The organism is Xenorhabdus ishibashii (genome assembly GCF_002632755.1).
In the GTDB taxonomy this organism is placed as follows: domain Bacteria; phylum Pseudomonadota; class Gammaproteobacteria; order Enterobacterales; family Enterobacteriaceae; genus Xenorhabdus; species Xenorhabdus ishibashii.
The window spans coordinates 69,627-91,451 of record NZ_NJAK01000001.1; the positions used below are offsets into that span (position 1 = coordinate 69,627).

The 21,825-nt window shown below is 51.8% G+C and carries 2 protein-coding genes; both read left to right on the forward strand.

Annotation, left to right across the window (positions count from 1 at the left end; all coding sequences use genetic code 11):
• Nucleotides 1-211 precede the first annotated feature (211 nt).
• A complete protein-coding gene (locus tag Xish_RS19235) occupies nucleotides 212-14,335 on the forward strand; it encodes a non-ribosomal peptide synthetase (protein WP_099116234.1) in 14,124 nt (4,707 codons plus the stop codon).
• Nucleotides 14,290-21,813, forward strand: coding sequence for a non-ribosomal peptide synthetase (locus Xish_RS19240; RefSeq protein WP_341865747.1), 7,524 nt, complete (start codon nucleotides 14,290-14,292; stop codon nucleotides 21,811-21,813). Before Xish_RS19235 ends, Xish_RS19240 begins: the two co-directional genes overlap by 46 nt.
• The last annotated feature ends 12 nt before the right edge of the window (nucleotides 21,814-21,825 follow it).

The following is a 21,825-nucleotide window of genomic DNA, read 5'->3' on the forward strand; positions in this document are numbered from 1 at the left end:
AAGCTCTTCCCTCCAACTTTTATATCAATATTTTTTATACAAATAATCAAAAAATATACAACCCATTCCTTTTATAACAAAATTTCAAAAAACAAAGCATCCGTTTATGAAAGAGTTAGTTATCCAATCATATTCTAGCGTGCAGCAATGTACATAACTCAAATTTAATTAATTAGCCTGGTTAACTAGTCGCGCAAGTAGGAGTTAAACAATGCCTATGTCATGCAATAGTAGCAATAATATTAAATTTCCACTCAGTTCTCCCCAGCAAGTCATCTGGCTCGATCAGTGTTTCCGTCCTCATAGTACTTGCTATAACTTAGGTTCAGTTATTCTTGTTGAAGGAAAGTTGGATGAAACGCTGTTAGTACGCGCTGTTGAGACCGTTGTTTATCGTCATGACGCATTACGTTTACGGCTCGTTAAAACTCAGGAAGCACCACTGCAAGAACTCACCGATATCTCGCCTGTGTCTGTGACAATCCACGATTTCTCAGGTTATGCTGACGCAGAAGAACAAGCTGAACAATACATCCGTACTGCCTTCATGCGACCGTTTGATTTGCACAGTGAACTATGGCGTTTTGAACTGTTACGGGTAAGTGATAATCGTTGGTACTGGCAGTTTTGCTGTCATCAGCTTATTGGCGATATAAAGACTTTAAGACTTATTTCCGAAGAGATAACCAACACGTATATTCGGTTAAGCAGAGGAAAAAAATTTACAAAAGCAGCCCCCTCTTACCTCGACTTTATTAATGAAGATCACACCTATTTAAATTCACCGCGCTATCTACAAGACCAACAATTTTGGTCAGATCGCTACAAAAACTTACCTCCTGCCTTAATTCAGCCATCAAATTTAGAAAAAATAGCTGATAGCGAACACCCCGAGCCTCTCATTTGGCAACTGGATAAAACGCTCTTTCAGCGGATCGAAGACATTGTCGCTGCACATGGATTGTCCGTCCTGCATTTTATGTATGCTGCGCTGGCTTGCTATTTCTCACGTACTGCTTATTCACTAACAAGCAGTACCGAAAATGAAGATATTGTTATTGGTATTCCCATAGATAACCGTAAAAACAGCAAACAAAGACACACCGCAGGGATGTTTTCATCAGTGATCCCGATCGGTATCACTATTTCGCCCCATGATACTTTCCTTGATGTGATGGACAAAACCGCCGCAGAATTACGCCGTTGCTACAAACATCAGCGTTTTCCAATCGAGGAAATCAACCGGCTCACACAAATCCAGCAGCAGACCGGACGAGCCCAGTTATTCGATATTACGCTGTCATTTGGGCAAATAGATGTGAATGCCGATATACCAAATGCCACACTTACATACTCAAAAATACAGCGTGGTGCCTCATCTCCTCTTACTATTGCTGTCCATCAATATGTATTAGATAACAATGAGGATGCTCAAAAATCTGTCACACTTGAATTTCATTTTTCTCCTGATTACCTGAGTCGTGCTGAAGTGATAGCCCTCCAGGCTCGTCTCATGGTGTTGATAGAAGCCGCCCTGACATCTCCAGAAACCCAGATCCAAAATTTATCCATATTGCCACAAACAGAGCAACAACAACTGCTGGTGGATTTCAATGCCACCCAGAGGGATTTCCCGCAACAAACACTGATCCATCAATTGATCGAAGCACAAACTGCAAAAACACCCAATGCAACAGCGGTGGTGTGTGGAGAGCTGTCTCTCAGTTATGAAGAATTGAACCAGCATGCTAATCGTCTGGCTCATCACTTGATTGCACTGGGTGTGCAGCCGGATGATCGGGTCGCCCTCTGTGTCGAACGCAGTCTGGAGATGATGATCGGATTTCTGGCTATCCTCAAAGCCGGCGGGGCTTATGTGCCGCTTGATCCCGCTTATCCGGCCGAACGGCTGGTCTATATGCTGGAAGATGCGGCCCCCGTGGCTTTACTGACCCAGGCGGAACTAACCAAATCAGAGTGGCTCGCTCAGTTTAACACCTTGCCCACCCTCTTACTGGATAACCCCGAACCAAATCTGGTAACCCAACCGACTGACAACCCAAACCCTGAAACCCTGGGGTTAGCGTCACACCATCTGGCCTATGTTATTTATACTTCCGGTTCAACGGGGCAACCAAAAGGAGTGATGATCGAACATCAAAGCCTGTGCAACCTGATAGCCACCCAACAACCTACCCTGGCACTCACTACCGATAGTCGTGTCTTACAGTTCGCCTCAAACAGCTTCGATGCCAGTATTTGGGAATGTTGTATGGCCTTAATGGCCGGCGCCCGACTCTATCTGGCCCAACGGGCCAGTCTGTTGCCGGGCGCCATCCTGTCTCGCTACTTAGCAGATCAGGCCATCAGCCATGTTCTTTTGTCACCGACCGCATTGGCCGCGATGGATGTTCTGCCCGATACCCTGCAAACCTTGTTGGTGGGGGGCGAAGCGTGTCCGCCGACCTTAGTCAAACGCTGGTCATCAGGACGGCAAATGCTCAATGCCTATGGGCCGACGGAAATCACGGTCTGTGCCACGCTCTATTCATGTGCCTCTTCCGATGACAGTTCAGCAGATAATCCGCCCCCGATTGGCCGCCCGATTGCCAATACCCGGGTTTATATCCTGAATGCACACGGCCAGCCCGTTCCTCGCGGGGTGGCGGGGGAAATTTATATCGGCGGTGTGGGGGTCGCCCGTGGTTACCTCAATCGCCCGGAGCTGACGGCCGAACGCTTCCTGACCGATCCATTCTCCCGTGCTCCCAATGCCCGTATGTACAAAACCGGCGACCTCGGTCGCTGGCTGCCCGATGGCAATATCGACTACCTCGGCCGCAATGATTTTCAGGTCAAGCTGCGCGGTTTCCGCATCGAACTGGGAGAAATTGAGTCCAGACTCACCCAATGTGACGGCGTACACGAAGCGGTGGTGATCGCCCGCGAAGATGCACCGGGGCAAAAGCGGCTGGTGGCCTACCTGTTACCGCAAAAAGGTGTTGAACTGGTGCCCGCTGCACTGCGCCAGCAACTTGCCCAGCACTTAGCCGAGTATATGCTACCCAGTGCTTTTGTCACCCTGCACACTTTCCCGCTGACCCCCAATGGCAAACTCGACCGTCAGGCACTGCCTGCCCCCGATTTATCGGCAGTAGTCGTTCGAGATTATGTTGCTCCCGTGGGCGAAATAGAAATCATTCTGGCGCAAATTTGGCAAGCGTTGTTAGGGTTAGAACAAGTTGGTCGTTACGATCATTTCTTCGAACTCGGCGGCCATTCCCTGCTCGCTACCCAATTGGCTGCACGAGTTCGCCAACGGTTAGCGAAAGAGTTGCCGTTGCAGCAACTCTTTGAACAACCTGTTTTGATGGATTTAGCTCAAACGCTCACTAACACTTCAACCAGCACTCAGGTAACAATTTCCATCGTTGATCACAGCCAGTTGTTACCTCTGTCTTTTGCCCAACAACGTTTATGGTTCCTCGCCCAACTCGATCCGGCGGCCAGTCGAGCCTATCATATCCCTGTGGCATTACGTCTGACGGGGCAGCTTAATCGCCCTGTCTTAACCCGTGCATTCGATCACCTGATCGCCCGCCATGAAAGCTTGCGTACCCGCTTTGTGCTGGTTTCCGGTCAGCCTTGCCAGCATATTGATCCGGCTGACATTGGCTTTACCCTGCCTTATCAGGACTTACGCCCGCTGGCGCCAGAAATGCATTCCGGCCATATTGCTGATTTATCCGACCTTGAAGCACAGACATCTTTTGACTTTACCCAAGATCCGCTGATCCGCGGGCACCTGCTGCAACTGGCAGACGAAGAGCATGTTTTGCTGCTCACGCAACACCACATTATCACTGATGGCTGGTCCGTTGGTGTCATGATGCATGAACTCAGTGTCCTTTATCGCGCCCTTCTCGACGATCAAGACGCGCCTTTAGCGCCACTCCCCATTCAATACTCTGACTATGCTGTCTGGCAACGTGACTGGCTACAAGATACCATGCTCACTGCCCAACGTGATTTCTGGTTCACCCAACTTGCAGGGGCGCCGGCTTTACTCTCTCTCCCTACAGATCGGCCGCGTCCGGCAGTACAATCCTTTGTTGGCGACCGTGTTCCTGTGCATATTGATGCAGATTTATTGGTTTCACTGAAAAAGCTGGGACTGCGCCATAATACTACCTTGTTTATGACGGTGCTCAGTGCCTGGAGTCTGGTACTGGCTCGGCTCAGTGGGCAGGATGATATCGTTATCGGCACGCCGGTTGCCAACCGTCTACAACATGAACTTGAAGGACTAATCGGTTTCTTCGTCAATACGCTGGCCTTGCGTGTCACCCTGAATGATGCCGTTACTGTCACTGATCTGTTCGCCCAGGTTCGGGAACGGGCACTCGCCGCCTATGCTCATCAGGATTTACCCTTTGAGCAAGTGGTAGAAGCGCTCCAGCCCGAACGCAATTTAAGTTATAGCCCGATCTTTCAGGTAATGCTGGCCTTAAATAACACCCCCGTTCAGGTACTGACGTTACCCGATGTGCAGTGCACGCCCATTGAACAGATGTCCCCAAATGCTCACTTTGATTTAACCTTGTCACTGACTGAAACCGAGGCCGGTCTGGTCGGTGAGCTGGAATATGTCACCGATTTATTCGATACCACAACCGTTGAACGGATCGTCGGTTATTTCAACAATGTACTGGCTGCCATGACGGCAGATGACACCCAACGGATTGCCACGTTGCCGATGCTGCCAGACCCCGAACGCCAACAACTGCTGGTGGATTTCAATGCTACTCAAGCCGATTTCCCGCAAGAGGCGCTTATCCACCAACTGTTTGAGGCACAGGCCGCGCAGCATCCCGAAGCCATCGCCGTTGTCTTTGAGGCGCAAACGCTCAGCTATGGTGAATTAAACCACCGTGCCAACCAGTTGGCGCATTATCTGATTACGTTAGGGGTGCGGCCGGATGATCGGGTCGCCCTCTGTGCCGAGCGCAGTCCGGAGATGGTGATCGGCTTACTGGCTATCCTCAAAGCTGGCGGGGCTTATGTGCCGCTTGATCCGGCTTATCCGGCCGAACGGTTGGTCTATATGCTGGAAGATGCGGCACCTGTGGCTTTACTGACCCAGGCGGAATTAGCCAAATCAGAGTGGCTCACTCAGTTTAATGCCTTGCCCACGCTCTTACTGGATAACCCCGAACCGTGCCTGACAACACAACCGACTGGCAATCCAGAGCCTCACACTTTGGGGTTAGCATCACGCCATCTGGCCTATGTGATTTATACTTCCGGTTCAACGGGGCAACCCAAAGGGGTGATGATCGAACATCAAAGCCTGTGCAACCTGATAGCCACCCAGCAACCTACCCTGTCACTTACCGCTGACAGTCGCGTCTTGCAGTTCGCCTCAAATAGCTTCGATGCCAGTATTTGGGAATGTTGCATGGCCTTAATGGCGGGTGCCCGCCTCTGTCTCGCCCAACGTGCCAGCCTATTGCCCGGCGCTATCCTGTCCGGTTACTTAGCAGATCAGGCCATCAGCCACGTTCTCTTGTCACCGACCGCGTTGGCTGCGATGGATTCCCTGCCCGATACCCTGCAAACCTTGCTGGTGGGGGGGGAAGCGTGTCCACCAACTCTGGTCAAACGCTGGTCATCAGGGCGGCAGATGCTCAATGCTTATGGACCAACGGAAATCACGGTCTGTGCCACACTTTATTCATGTGCCTCTTCCGATGGCAGTTCAGCAGATAATCCGCCCCCGATTGGGCGCCCGATTGCCAATACCCGAATTTATATTCTGGATGCACACGGCCAGCCCGTCCCTCGCGGTGTGGCAGGGGAAATTTATATTGCCGGCGCCGGCGTAGCTCGTGGTTATTTAAACCGCCCCGAACTCACCGCTGAGCGCTTCCTCGCCGATCCATTCTCGTCGGAGCCAGACGCCCGTATGTACAAAACCGGCGACCTCGGCCGCTGGCTGCCCGATGGCAATATTGAATATCAGGGGCGCAATGATTTTCAGGTCAAGCTGCGTGGCTTCCGTATCGAACTGGGGGAAATCGAGTCCAGACTCACCCAATGTGACGGCGTGCGTGAAGCGGTAGTGATTGCACGCGAAGATGGATCTGGTCAGAAACAGTTGATCGCTTATCTGCGACCAGAGGAAGGGGTTGAATTGGTGCCCGCTGATTTGCGCCAACAACTGGCGCAGCATCTGGCTGATTATATGCTGCCCAGTGCCTTTGTGACCTTAGAGGCTTTCCCGCTCACCCCGAATGGTAAACTTGACCGTCAGGCGCTACCGGCTCCCGATTTATCGGCGATTGTCACTCGCGGCTATGAAGCCCCCGTCGGGGAGACCGAAATCGCTCTGGCACAGATTTGGCAAAAACTATTGGGATTAACACAGGTCAGCCGCCATGACCAGTTCTTTGAGCTAGGCGGTCATTCGCTGATGATTGTCAGTCTGGTCGAAGAGCTGCGCCAACTGGGCTGGCAGCTTGAGGTTCCCAGTGTATTCGCTTCACCCATTCTGACCGATATGGCCCAGACTATCCAGCGCAACACCCATTCTTTTGTGGTGCCACCTAACCTTATTTCTGAAGGCTGCACAGCTATCACCCCTGATATGCTGCCGTTGGTTTCCCTCTCCCAATCTGAGATTGATACCCTCGTAGAACAGATCCCTGGGGGCGCAAATAATATTCAGGATATCTACCCACTGGCTCCCTTACAGGAAGGGATCTTGTTCCACCACCTGTTACAAACACAAGGTGATGACTATTTATTGCGGATCGTACTTGCCTGTAGCACTCGCGAACATCTTGATAATTTTTTGGGAGCCTTACAGCAAGTTATTGATCGTCATGACATCCTGCGCACTGCGGTTTATTGGCAAAATCTGGCACGACCGGTTCAAGTGGTCTGGCGTCAGGCACTGCTGGCTATCCATGAATTCATCCCAGCCACAACAGACGATATTCCAACACAATTACTGGCTCATACTGATCCACTCCGGCACCGTATCAATTTGAATCAGGCGCCCCTCTTTGCTGCTGATATCACCCATGATCCAGCACAAGATGAATGGTTGCTAGCGCTGCGTTTCCATCATCTGGTCAATGACCACATGACATCAGATCTGATTTTTGCCGAGATTGCTCAGATACTCCGAGGTAATGCAGCAGACCTGCCTGCCATGTTGCCCTACCGCAACTTTATTGCCCAGACATTAAGTGTGCCAGTTGCAGAACATGAAACCTATTTCCGTACCCGACTGGCAGATATTGATGAACCCACCGCTCCCTTTGGGATACTCAGCATACCCAGCGATAGCGATAATAGTACTGTCAACGAACGTACTATCAACGAACGTACTATCAACGAAAATAGCCTGCTGCTTGATCCCGCGTTGGCGAAGGCAATTCGCTCTCAGGCTCGTCGGCTAGGGGTGAGTCCTAGTGTCTTGTTCCATGTAGCCTGGGCGCAGGTAGTAGCCCAAACCAGCGGGCGTGATGATGTGGTGTTTGGCTCCGTACTACTGGGTCGACTACAAGGTGGTGCGGGAGCTGATCGCATACTGGGCATGTTTATCAATACCCTGCCCCTGCGTATCTCTCTGGGTGGGCGCACGGTACACACCATCGTGCAAGAAACCTATCACAATTTAACCGCCTTGCTGGAGCATGAGCAAGCCCCATTAGCATTGGCACAACGATGCAGTGGCGTAGCCCAACCGATGCCTCTGTTCAGTGCGTTACTGAATTACCGCCATAGCCCATCGGATCAGGACAAAACCACTGACATATCAGGGACAGCAATGCGTCTGGTCGCGGCTGAAGAACGCACCAATTATCCCATTACTCTGTCCGTCGATGATTTAGGGGATAACTTTGAATTAACCGCCCTGACCGTGACAAACATTGCTGCCGAACGTATTACCACCTATCTGGCGACGGCCATAAACGGTCTGGTGACCGCACTGGTTCACCACCCGCAACAATTGATACTGGATGTTCCTATCTTGCCAGAATCAGAACGGCAACAATTGCTGGTGGGTTTCAACACAACGCAGAGAAATTTCCCACAAAAGGCTCTGATCCATCAGCTTGTTGAGACTCAGGCATTACAACATCCCCAAGCTCCGGCGGTGACCTACGAAGGACAAACCGTGAGTTATCACGAACTGAACCAACGAGCCAACCAGCTTGCGCATTATTTGATTGCGCAGGGAGTACGGCCGGATGATCGGGTCGCCCTCTGTATCGAACGCAGTCCGGAAATGGTGGTCGGCTTACTGGCTATCCTGAAAGCCGGTGGCGCCTATGTCCCGCTCAATCCAAACTACCCGATTGAACGGTTGACTTATATGCTAAAGGATGCGGCACCGGTTGTTTTATTGACCCTGACAGCCCAGCTTAATACTCTGCCCAACACCGTGCCGACGGTCTTACTGGATCATCTACTTGACCATGAAGAACCGATGCTGGCGACGCAACCGACTGACAACCCAGACGCTCAGATATTAGGGCTGAAATCGCACCATTTAGCCTATGTGATTTACACCTCAGGTTCGACCGGCCAACCCAAAGGGGTTATGGTCGAGCATCGCAATGTCCTGCGCCTGATCATCAATAATGGCTTTGCCGATATCAATGCCCACGACTGCGTTGCCCATTGTGCCAATATCGCTTTTGATGCCTCAACCTGGGAAATTTGGTCTGCCCTGCTCAATGGGGCACGCCTGCATGTGGTGCCGCAATCCGTACTGCTCGATCCAATACGTTTTTGCGATTCACTGATCAAGGGGCAAGTCACCGCCCTCTGGCTGACTGTGGGCTTATTTAATGAATATCTCGACAGCCTTAAGCCCCTGTTTGGGCAATTACGTTATTTGCTGATTGGCGGTGATGTACTCGACCCAAGGAAGATACAACAGGTGCAATTAGCTGCATCTCAACCCGTACACCTGATTAACGGATATGGTCCAACGGAAACCACAACATTTGCTGCAACCTACGAGATTGTATCTCCGGTTGATGTATCCAATTCCATTCCTATCGGTCACCCGATTGCCAATACTCAGATTTATATTCTGGATACACAGGGCCAGCCTGTTCCTCTCGGTGTGGCAGGAGAAATTTATATCGCCGGTGCCGGTGTTGCCCGTGGCTATCTGAACCTACCTGAACTCACCACAGAACGCTTCCTGACCGATCCATTCTCCCGGGCTCCCAATGCCCGTATGTACAAAACCGGCGACCTCGGTCGCTGGCTGCCCGATGGCAATATCGACTACCTCGGCCGCAATGATTTTCAGGTCAAGCTGCGCGGTTTCCGCATCGAACTGGGAGAAATTGAGTCCAGACTCACCCAATGTGACGGCGTACACGAAGCGGTGGTGATCGCCCGCGAAGATGCACCGGGGCAAAAACGGCTGGTGGCCTACCTGTTACCGCAAAAAGATGTTGAACTGGTGCCGGCGACATTACGACAACAACTCGCTCAGCACCTGACCGATTATATGTTGCCCAGTGCCTTTATCTCGCTAGATGCCTTCCCGCTGACCCCGAACGGCAAGCTTGACCGTCAGGCCTTGCCGACCCCGGATTTATCGGCGGTGGTGGCACGCGAGTATGCCGCACCGGTGGGCGAAGCAGAAATTGCTCTGGCTCAGATTTGGCAAGACTTGCTTGAGTTGGAACAGGTCGGACGTTACGATCATTTCTTCGAACTCGGCGGTCATTCCCTGCTGGCCGTCCAACTGGCAGCTCGGATCCGTCAACACTTGGCGCGCGAGTTATCGTTACAATCACTCTTTGACCAACCACGTTTGATCGACTTGGCTCAGGAGTTGACGGAGACGTCAACCCCTCCTCTGGTCACCCTTTCTGTGGCTAACCGCAATCAACCCTTGCCACTGTCTTTTGCCCAACAACGTTTATGGTTCCTCGCCCAACTCGATCCGGCGGCCAGTCGAGCCTATCATATTCCTGTGGCATTACGTCTGACGGGGCAGCTTAATCGCCCTGTCTTAACCCGTGCATTCGATCACCTGATCGCCCGCCATGAAAGCTTGCGTACCCGCTTTGTGCTGGTTTCCGGCCAACCTTGTCAGCATATTGATCCGGCTGACATTGGCTTTACCCTGCCTTACCAGGACTTACGCCCGCTGGCGCCAGAAATGCACTCCGGCCATATTGCTGATTTGTCCGCTCTTGAAGCACAGACATCTTTTGACTTTACCCAAGATCCGCTGATCCGCGGTCACCTGCTGCAACTGGCAGACGAAGAGCATGTTTTGCTGCTCACGCAACACCACATTATCACTGATGGCTGGTCCGTTGGTGTCATGATGCATGAACTCAGTGTCCTTTATCGCGCCCTTCTCGACGATCAAGACGCGCCTTTAGCGCCACTCCCCATTCAGTATGTCGATTATGCCATCTGGCAGCGAGGATGGTTACAAGGAACTGTCATTGCTAAACAACGCGATTTCTGGTGTTCTCAGCTTGAAGGGGCTCCGGCCTTATTAACACTGCCTACCGACAGACCCCGCCCCGCGGTGCAGACTTATGTTGGCGGCCGTGTTCCTGTCCACTTTGATGCAAGCTTATTAACTTCGCTTAAAGAACTGGGACAGCGCCATCAAACTACCTTGTTTATGACTGTGTTGAGTGCCTGGAGTCTCGTATTGGCTCGGCTTAGTGGTCAGGATGATATTGTCATCGGTACACCTGTAGCTAACCGTCCTCACTATGAACTTGAGGGGATGATCGGTTTCTTCGTCAATACACTGGCTCTGCGTGTCACTCTGGATGATTCCATATGTGTCGCTGACTTACTTGCCCAGGTGCGGGAAAAAACCTTAGCGGCCTACGCCCATCAGGATCTGCCTTTTGAACAGGTGGTGGAAACACTCCAGCCTGAACGTAGCTTAAGCTATAGCCCAATCTTCCAAGTGATGCTGGCTTTAAACAATACGCCAGTCAAAACCTTGACGTTACCCGACTTGCAACTCACCCAAATTGAACAAGTACACTACAGTACTCACTTCGATATGACCCTATCACTGACTGAAACCGAATCTGGTTTGTCCGGTGAACTAATATATGCCGTTGATCTATTTGATCCTGCAACAATAAAGCGCATGATCGGTTACCTGAAACAGGTTTTGGTAGCAATAACACGCGATGCTGAACAAGCTATTGCCAGCATGCCAATATTATCGGCATCGGAGCGACATCAACTGTTGGTAGAATTCAATGCCACCCAAGCCGATTTCCCACAAGAAGCCCTGATCCATCAACTGGTCGAAGCACAGGCTGCAAAAACGCCCAGTGCAATAGCTGTAGTATGCGACGACCAATCTCTCAGTTATGGAGAATTGAACCGCTATGCCAATGATTTGGCTCATCATTTAATGATGCTAGGGGTACATCCAGACGATAGAATTGCTATCTGTGTCGAACGCAATGTAGCAATGGTGGTGGGATTACTGGCCATTCTTAAAGCGGGAGGCGCTTATGTCCCACTTGACCCTGCTTATCCAACAAGTCGATTGGCATATATGCTTGAGGATGCGGCTCCCGTCGTGGTCATCACCCAGAAAAAACTAACTGACAGACTGACTCACTCTGTACCTACGGTATTCATCGACAACCTGCTCGATAATGAAACTCAAGGATACTTAAATCAATCAGCAGGCAATCCTGATGCTCAAGGAATGGGCTTAACGTCAAATCATCTGGCTTATGTGATCTATACATCAGGCTCCACCGGATTACCCAAAGGAGTTGCGATCACCCACCGTAATACCGTAAATTTCCTGACCTGGGCTCAGCGAACTTTTAGCGCTGAAGCATTGGCCCATACCCTGTTCGCGACTTCATTTAATTTTGATTTGTCCGTGTACGAATGTTTTGCACCACTGATTTCTGGTGGTACAGTTCACCTTGTTTCTGATGCCCTGTCGTTAATCACAACTAAATCCGCGGCAGAACAGAGGCTCAGCCTAATTAATACGGTGCCGTCGGCTATCACGCATTTGAGCGAGGCAAACGCCATTCCCCCCACCGTTAAAACCATTAATTTGGCGGGTGAAGCGCTGAAATCCCATATTGTCGAACATCTGTTTGCCCATTCCGCTGTGGAACATATCTGCAATCTCTATGGTCCTTCTGAGACGACAACGTATTCGACCTGGACATGCATGGATCGGACGACCAATATTGTGTCTCATATTGGTCGCCCCATCGCCAATACCCAGATCTATATTCTTGACACTACCGGTCAGCCTGTTCCTCTGGGAGTTACCGGCGAAATTTACATTGGCGGTGCCGGTGTGTCCCGTGGTTACCTGAACCGGCCTGAACTGACGGCCGAACGTTTCCTGCCCGATCCTTTCGTTGCAGAGCCAAACGCCCGCATGTACAAAACCGGCGACCTCGGTCGCTGGCTGCCCGATGGTAATATTGAGTATCTCGGTCGCAACGATTTTCAGGTCAAGCTGCGCGGTTTCCGCATCGAATTGGGAGAAATCGAAGCCAGACTTACCCAATGTGACGGTGTGCGTGAGGCGGTGGTCATTGCCCGCGAAGACGAGCCGGGGCAGAAACGGCTGGTCGCCTATCTGCGGCCGGAGGAAGGTGCCGAACTGGTGCCGGCTGAATTACGCCAGCAACTGGCTCAACACCTTTCTGACTATATGCTGCCCAGTGCCTTTGTCACCCTGGACACTTTCCCGTTAACCCCTAACGGCAAACTCGACCGGAAGGCTCTGCCGGCTCCCGATTTATCGGCGGTTGTGGCACGCAGCTATGAAGCCCCCGTCGGGGAGACCGAAATCGCTTTAGCGCAGATTTGGCAAAATTTATTGGGGTTAAAACAGGTCAGCCGCCATGACCAGTTCTTTGAGCTAGGCGGCCATTCGCTGATGATTGTCAGCCTGATCGAAGAGCTGCGCCAATTGGGCTGGCAGCTCGAAGTTCGCAGTGTATTCGCCTCACCTGTCCTCACCGATATGGCTCTGGCTATCCAGCATGAGGCCAGTACCTTTGTCGTGCCCCCTAACCGTATCCCAGAGAATTGCACGACCATCACCCCCGATATGCTGCCCTTGGTTTCGCTTTCCCAATCTGAGATTGAGACCATCGTTGAGCAGATCCCAGGCGGCGCGAGTAATGTCCAGGATATCTACCCACTGGCTCCTTTGCAGGAAGGGATCTTGTTCCACCACTTGTTACAGACTCAGGGGGATAATTATCTGCTGCAAAGCCTGCTCGCGTTCAATACCCGTGAACGCCTCGATGACTTTTTAGCGGCGCTGCAACACGTCATCGACCGGCATGATATTCTGCGCACTGCCGTTTACTGGCAAGCGATGGCACAACCGGTGCAAGTAGTCTGGCGTCAGGCACCACTGCCCATTACCGTTTTTACCCCAGCGACGGTCGGTGACGTTGTCACCCAACTCAAGTGTCATACCGATCCACGCCAGCACCGTATTAATCTGAATCACGCCCCGCTGTTTGCTGCTGATATCGCCCATGATCCGGCACAAAATGAATGGTTGCTGGCATTGCGCTTTCATCATCTGGTCAGTGACCATATGACACTGGAACTGATCCTTGCGGAAATTGCACTCATCTTGCAGGGTGAAACGGCGAGCTTGCCGGCGGTATTGCCCTATCGCAACTTTATCGCCCAAACTCTGGCTACACCAACCACTGAGCATGAGGCCTATTTCCGCGCCCAACTGGCGGACATTGATGAACCCACGGCACCCTTTGGGGTGCTCAAGGTATCAACTGACAACAACCTTGTAACAGAGGCTCGTCTGCCCATCGCCCCCGATCTGGCCAAAACTATCCGTACTCAGGCGCGCCGTTTAGGTGTCAGCCCTGGTGTGTTATTCCATGTAGCCTGGGCACAAGTGCTGGCACAAACCAGCGGCCGCGATGACGTAGTGTTTGGCTCCGTACTATTGGGTCGTCTGCAAGGCGGCGCAGGGGCTGATCAAATTCTGGGGATGTTTATCAACACCCTGCCCATTCGCATTTCCTTGGGTGAGCGCACGGTACAAGAAATTGTGCAGGATACCTACCATAACCTGACCGCATTACTGGAGCACGAGCAGGCTCCGTTAGTGCTGGCACAACAGTGCAGTGGTGTAGCCCAACCCATGCCGCTGTTCAGTAGCTTACTGAATTATCGTCATAGCCCATCGGGTGAAACCGAGGGGGGGATAGCATTTGGACAGACATACGTATTTTGGCCGCAGAGGAGCGCACTAACTACCCTGTCTCCTTATCGGTAGATGACTTAGGAGACGGCTTCCTGCTAACTACCCTGACTGTCACCGAAATTGCACCAGAACGAATCAACACCTATCTGGCGACAGCCATAAGCGGTTTGGTCGATGCCTTAGTGCATAATCCACAACAAGCGATCCGGAATATCTCCATTTTACCTGCGGCGGAACAGCAACAATTGCTGATAGATTTCAATGCCACTCAAGTCGATTTCCCCCAAGAAGTGTTTATCCACCAATTGATTGAGGCTCAGGCCGCCAAATATCCCGAAGCGATCGCGGTCGTCTATAAAGATCAGACACTAAACTATGGTGAATTGAACCGCCGTGCCAATCAACTGGCGCACCATCTATTGGCGTTGGGTGTGCAACCCGATGACCGAGTTGCCATTTGTGTCGAACGCAGTCTGGAGATGGTGGTGGGATTATTGGGTACTCTCAAGGCTGGCGCTGCTTATGTGCCACTCGATCCAACTTACCCACTCGAACGTCTGACTTATATGTTGGATGATGCCGCGCCGGTAGCATTACTTACCCAGACTTCCCTGATTGAGAGATTGGGCACCAACTTGCCTATCGTGCTGCTTGATGCTCCTGTCTTCGACAATGATGCGGAAAGCAACCCTGACCCCCAAACGCTGGGGCTGACCTCACATCATCTGGCGTATGTCATCTATACCTCTGGCTCTACCGGCCAACCCAAAGGCGTAATGGTTGAACACGCCGGATTCAGAAATTACCTACAGTGGGGGCTAAGTCATTATGTAACGACCGAACAGACAGACAGCATTGTGTCATCACCTTTTGCTTTTGATGCCACCGTCTCCAGTCTTTATTTACCTCTGCTTTGTGGCGGCAAAGTGCACCTTATCCGTGAAGGCCAGACACTGACTGAGTTGGTGCCTGCTCTGTTATCCCTCTCTATGGCATCCACTACGCTGGTTAACGTTACCCCGACCCTTTTCGCCGCAATGGGTCAGGGATTACTGGCAGCAAAACGGACTTGTCCTGCCCATTGTTTTATCGTTGGGGGGGAAATGCTCTCTCAATCTGTGGTCGAACTTTGGCGTGATCTGTCACCAGAATCACGCATTATCAACGAATATGGCCCAACCGAAACGGTGGTGGGTTGCATCACATTTGATATTCATCAGCAGGATAGTATCGTTGATAACATTCCCATCGGAAAACCGATCGCCAACACCCGAATTTATATTCTGGATGCACACGGTCAGCCCGTACCTCTTGGAGTGAGCGGTGAAATTTACATTGGTGGTGCAGGTGTGTCCCGCGGTTACCTGAACCGGCCTGAACTCACCGCTGAGCGCTTCCTCGCCGATCCATTCTCGTCGGAGCCAGACGCCCGCATGTACAAAACCGGCGACCTCGGTCGCTGGTTGCCCGATGGCAATATTGAGTATCTCGGTCGCAACGATTTTCAGGTCAAGATACGCGGTTTCCGCATTGAATTAGGCGAAATTGAGACGCGGCTGGTTGCTTGTGAAGGCGTCAAGGATGCTGTAGTGATCGCCCGTGAAGAAGAACAGGGTGATAAGCGTTTGGTTGCTTACCTCATTCCACAATCGGGAGTCACTCTCAATCCCGCCAGCCTGCGTGAACAACTAAGTTCCAATTTGATGGAACACATGCTCCCCAGTGCCTTTGTCACACTGGCGTCCTTCCCCCTAACCCCCAATGCCAAGCTGGATCGCAAGGCGCTGCCAGCACCGGATTTATCAGCCGTGGCGGTACAAGATTATGTTGCCCCTGTGGGCGACATAGAAATCGCCTTAGCGCAGATTTGGCAAGATTTGTTAAGGTTAGAACAAGTTGGTCGTCACGATAACTTCTTCGAACTCGGTGGCCATTCGCTGCTTGCTGTCCAACTGGTCGCACATGTACACCAGAAGTTGGCACGGGATTTGTCACTCCAGCAACTCTTTGATCAACCCATTTTGATGCATTTGGCTCAAACACTCACCGGTGCTTCAACAATGGCTCAGATAGTGATCCCGGTCGCTGATCGCAGCCAGTCGTTGCCCCTGTCCTTTGCTCAACAAAGGCTCTGGTTTCTGGGGCAACTCGATCCGGCTGCCAGTCTGGCTTATCATATTCCTGTGGCACTGCGCCTGACAGGTCAGCTTAATCGCCATGCCTTAACCCGGGCATTTGACCATCTGGTCGCCCGCCATGAAAGCTTGCGTACCCGCTTTGTGCTGGTTTCCGGCCAACCTTGCCAAAAGATTGATCCGGCCGATATTGGCTTTGCCCTGACTTATCAGGATCTGCGCGCATTAACATCTGAAGCACGTATCAACCGTATTGCAGAATTAATGGCACTCGACACGCAAACACCTTTTGACTTGACCCAAGGTCCGCTGTTCCGCGGCCACTTGCTGCAACTGGCAGATAAAGAGCATGCCTTGCTGCTCACGCAACATCATATTATTTCTGATGGCTGGTCCGTCGGTGTGCTGATACATGAACTCAGTGTGCTTTATCACGCCCTCCTTGACGGTCAAGATACACCTTTACCACCACTGCCCATTCAGTATGCCGACTATGCCATCTGGCAACGTAACTGGCTACAAGAAGCGGCGCTCACGGCACAACGTGATTTCTGGTGCACCCAACTTGCAGGAGCGCCGGCTTTACTGACTCTTCCGACCGACCGACCGCGCCCGGCAGTACAATCCTTTGTTGGTAGCCGAGTTCCTGTGCACATTGATGCAAGCTTATTGGACTCACTGAAAAAACTGGGACTGCGCCATCACACCACGTTATTTATGACAGTGCTCAGTGCCTGGAGCCTTGTACTGTCACGACTCAGTGGGCAGGATGATATCGTTATCGGTACGCCGGTTGCTAATCGCCCACACCATAAACTTGAAGGATTGATTGGTTTCTTTGTTAACACGCTGGCTTTACGCATCACCTTTAATGATGATCTTAGTGTGGCCGATCTGCTGGCTCAGGTTCGGGAACGGGCACTGGCCGCTTATGCCCATCAAGATTTACCCTTTGAGCAAGTGGTAGAAGCACTCCAGCCCGAACGCAATCTAGGCTATAGCCCGATTTTCCAAGTAATGCTGGCTTTAGACAATACGCCTACCCAGACGCTGGCATTTTCTGATATCCAATGTTCACCTATTGAGCAAGTGTATCCCAGCGCTCACTTTGATTTAACCTTGTCATTGTCCGAAACCGAGTCTGGTCTGATCGGTGAGCTGGAATATGTCACCGATTTATTCGATACCGCAACTGTTGAACGAATAGTCGGTTATTTCAATAATGTACTGACCGCTATGGTGGTAGATGAAACGGCGGCGGATGAAACCCAACGGATTGCCACGTTGCCGATGCTACCTGCATCAGAACGACAACAACTGCTGGTGGACTTCAATGCCACTCAGGTAGATTTCCCGCAAGAGGCCTTGATCCACCAACTGTTTGAAACACAGGCGGAACAGCATCCTCAGGCTATCGCCGTTGCCTTTGAGGAACAGACTCTGAGCTATAGTGAATTAAACCACCGCGCCAATCAGTTAGCACATTACCTGATTGCGCTGGGGGTACAGCCGGATGATCGGGTCGCCATTTGTGTCGAACGCAGTCTGGAGATGGTGGTGGGATTACTGGGTATCCTCAAGGCAGGAGCGGCCTATGTGCCGCTCGATCCGGCCTATCCAGCCGAACGACTGACCTTTATGTTGGATGATGCCGCCCCAGTGGCGTTACTTACCCAAACGTCGTTAGTTGGGACACTGAGCGGTGACCGACCTACTGTACTGCTTGACACCTTAGTCCTCGATGACTATGCAATAAGTAATCCTGATGCCTGTGTGCTGGGGTTAACCTCACGCCATCTGGCTTATGTTATCTACACATCTGGCTCTACTGGTCTGCCCAAAGGGGTGATGGTTGAGCATCGTGGTCTGTACAACCTGACTCAGGCACAAATTGAAGCCTTTCATATCACGGCTAACACCCGACTATTGCAATTTGCTTCTTTTAGTTTTGATGCCTGCATCTCTGAAATTGCCACCACACTGTGTCAAGGAGCCTGTCTGGTTCTGGCATCCCGTGAAGCGCTATTACCCGGTGAAGCTCTGATGACGACATTGAAAACTCAGGCGATCACTCATGTAACCCTGCCACCTGTTGCAGCCAGCGCATTAACGCCGGATGCTGAATTACCTGACCTGACCATTTTGGTGCTGGCCGGTGAAGCTTGTTCATCATCGTTGATCAAGCGTTGGGCAACCGACCAACGTATCATCATCAATGCTTATGGACCGACAGAATCCACTGTGTGTGCAACGCTTTCCCCATGTGATATTCAGGATGAAAGAGTCCCCCCGATAGGTCGGCCTATTGCGAATACTCAAATTTATATTCTGGATACACAAGGTCAACCCGTTCCGTTCGGTGTGGCGGGAGAAATTTATATCGGCGGTGTTGGTATTGCCCGTGGTTATCTCAATCGCCCTGAACTCACTGCCGAACGCTTCCAGACCGATCCGTTTTCTTCGGAGCCAGATGCCCGCATATACAAAACCGGCGACCTCGGCCGCTGGCGCCCCGATGGCAATATTGAATACCTCGGCCGTAACGATTTTCAGGTCAAGTTGCGTGGCTTCCGCATTGAGTTGGGGGAAATCGAGGCAAGACTCACGCAATGTGATGGCATACGTGAGGCAGTAGTGGTTGCGCGCGAAGATGAGCCGGGGCAGAAACGGCTGGTAGCTTATCTGCGACCAGAGGAAGGGGTTGAATTAGTGCCCGCTGATTTGCGTCAGCAACTCACCCAACACCTCACGGACTATATGCTGCCCAGCGCCTTTGTCACCTTAGAGACTTTCCCGCTCACCCCTAACGGTAAACTCGATCGTAAGGCCCTGCCGGCTCCTGATGTATCGGCGATTGTCACGCGCGACTATGAAGCTCCCGTCGGGGAGACCGAAATCGCTTTGGCGCAGATTTGGCAAAAACTATTGAATTTGAAACAGGTCAGCCGTCATGACCATTTCTTTGAACTCGGTGGTCATTCGCTGATGATTGTCAGCCTGATCGAAGAGTTACGCCATCTGGGCTGGCAACTTGATGTTCGCAGCGTATTTGTTGCGCCGATCCTCGTTGATATGGCTCTGGCTATCCAGTGTGAAGTCAGCACCTTTGTCGTGCCCCCTAATCGTATTCCCGAAGATTGCACGGCTATCACACCCGATATGCTGCCTTTAGTCTCACTTTCCCAAACTGAGATTGACACCATCGTTGAACAGATCCCAGGTGGCGCAAGTAATGTTCAGGATATCTATCCGCTGGCTCCCTTGCAGGAAGGGATCCTGTTCCATCATCTGTTACAGACACAGGGGGATAATTATCTACAGCAAAGCTTGCTCGCGTTCAATACCCGTGAGCGCCTTGATGACTTTTTAGCGGCGCTGCAACACGTCATCGACCGGCATGACATCCTGCGCACCGCCATTTATTGGCAGGGACTGGAACAGCCAGTTCAGGTGGTCTGGCGTCAGGCACCGCTCACAATCCGTGAATTTACCCCTGCCACAATGGACGATATTCCGGCGCAATTACTGGCTCACACGGATCCACGCCGGCACCGTATCGATCTGAACCACGCCCCGCTGTTTGCTGCTGATATCGCCCATGATCCGGCACAAAATGAATGGTTACTGGCACTGCGCTTCCATCATCTGGTCAGTGACCATATGACTCTGGAACTGATTTTTGCGGAAATGGCGCTCATCTTGCAGGCAGATACAGAGAAATTGCCGGCGGTATTGCCTTACCGCAACTTTATCGCTCAAACCTTAAATACACCAACCGCCGAGCATGAAGCTTATTTCCGCGCCCGACTGGCGGATATTGACGAACCCACGGCGCCGTTTGGGGTAATTGACGTAAAAATTGGCAATGACCTCGTCACTAAAGCACACCTCTCTATCGCACCAGCTCTGGCCAAAGCTATCCGCACTCAGGCGCGTCGTTTAGGTGTCAGCCCAAGTGTCCTGTTCCATGTTGCGTGGGCACGAGTGCTGGCACACACCTGTGGCCGCGATGACGTGGTATTTGGCTCCGTGCTACTGGGTCGCTTGCAAGGGGGCGCAGGATCTGATCGCATACTGGGCATGTTTATCAATACCCTGCCCCTGCGTATTTCTCTGGATGGGCGCACGGTACAAGAAACCGTGCAGGAAACCTATCAAAATCTGACTACCTTACTGGAGCATGAGCAGACTCCGTTAGTGCTGGCACAGCGGTGTAGCGGCGTGGAGCAACCCATGCCACTGTTCAGTACCTTACTGAATTATCGTCATAGTTCATCAGGTGAAACCGAGGCGGTTGATACCATCTGGGCAGGCATACGTGTTTTATCCGCAGAAGAGCGCACTAACTATCCTGTCTCCTTATCAGTGGATGACTTAGGGGATGATTTCCTGCTAACAGCTCTGACCGTCACCGATATTGTGCCAGAACAAATCAACGCCTATCTGGCGACGGCCATAAGCGGTTTAGTGGATGCCTTAGTGCATAATCCGCAACAAGCGATCCAAAATATCCCCGTCTTACCGGCATCAGAACGCCAACAACTGCTGGTGGATTTCAATGCTACTCAGGCCGATTTCCCGCAAGAGACGCTTATCCACCAACTGTTTGAGGCACAGGCCGCACAGCATCCCGAAGCCATCGCCCTTGTCTTTGAGGCGCAAACGCTCAGCTATGGTGAATTAAACCACCGTGCCAACCAGTTGGCGCATTATCTGATTACGTTAGGGGTGCGGCCGGATGATCGGGTCGCCCTCTGTGCCGAGCGCAGTCCGGAGATGGTGATCGGCTTACTGGCTATCCTCAAAGCTGGCGGGGCTTATGTGCCGCTTGATCCGGCTTATCCGGCCGAACGGTTGGTCTATATGCTGGAAGATGCGGCTCCTGTGGCTTTACTGACCCAGACGAAATTAGCCAAATCAGAGTGGCTCACTCAGTTTAATGCCTTGCCCACGGTCTTACTGGATAACCCCGAACCGCGCCTGACAACACAACCGACTGGCAATCCAGAGCCTCACGCTTTGGGGTTAGCATCACGCCATCTGGCCTATGTGATTTATACTTCCGGTTCAACGGGGCAACCCAAAGGGGTGATGATCGAACATCAAAGCCTGTGCAACCTGATAGCCACCCAGCAACCTACCCTGTCACTTACCGCTGACAGTCGCGTCTTGCAGTTCGCCTCAAATAGCTTCGATGCCAGTATTTGGGAATGTTGCATGGCCTTAATGGCGGGTGCCCGCCTCTGTCTCGCCCAACGTGCCAGCCTATTGCCCGGCGCTATCCTGTCCGGTTACTTAGCAGATCAGGCCATCAGCCACGTTCTTTTGTCACCGACCGCGTTGGCTGCGATGGATTCCCTGCCCGATACCCTGCAAACCTTGCTGGTGGGGGGGAAGCGTGTCCGCCAACCTTAGTCAAACGCTGGT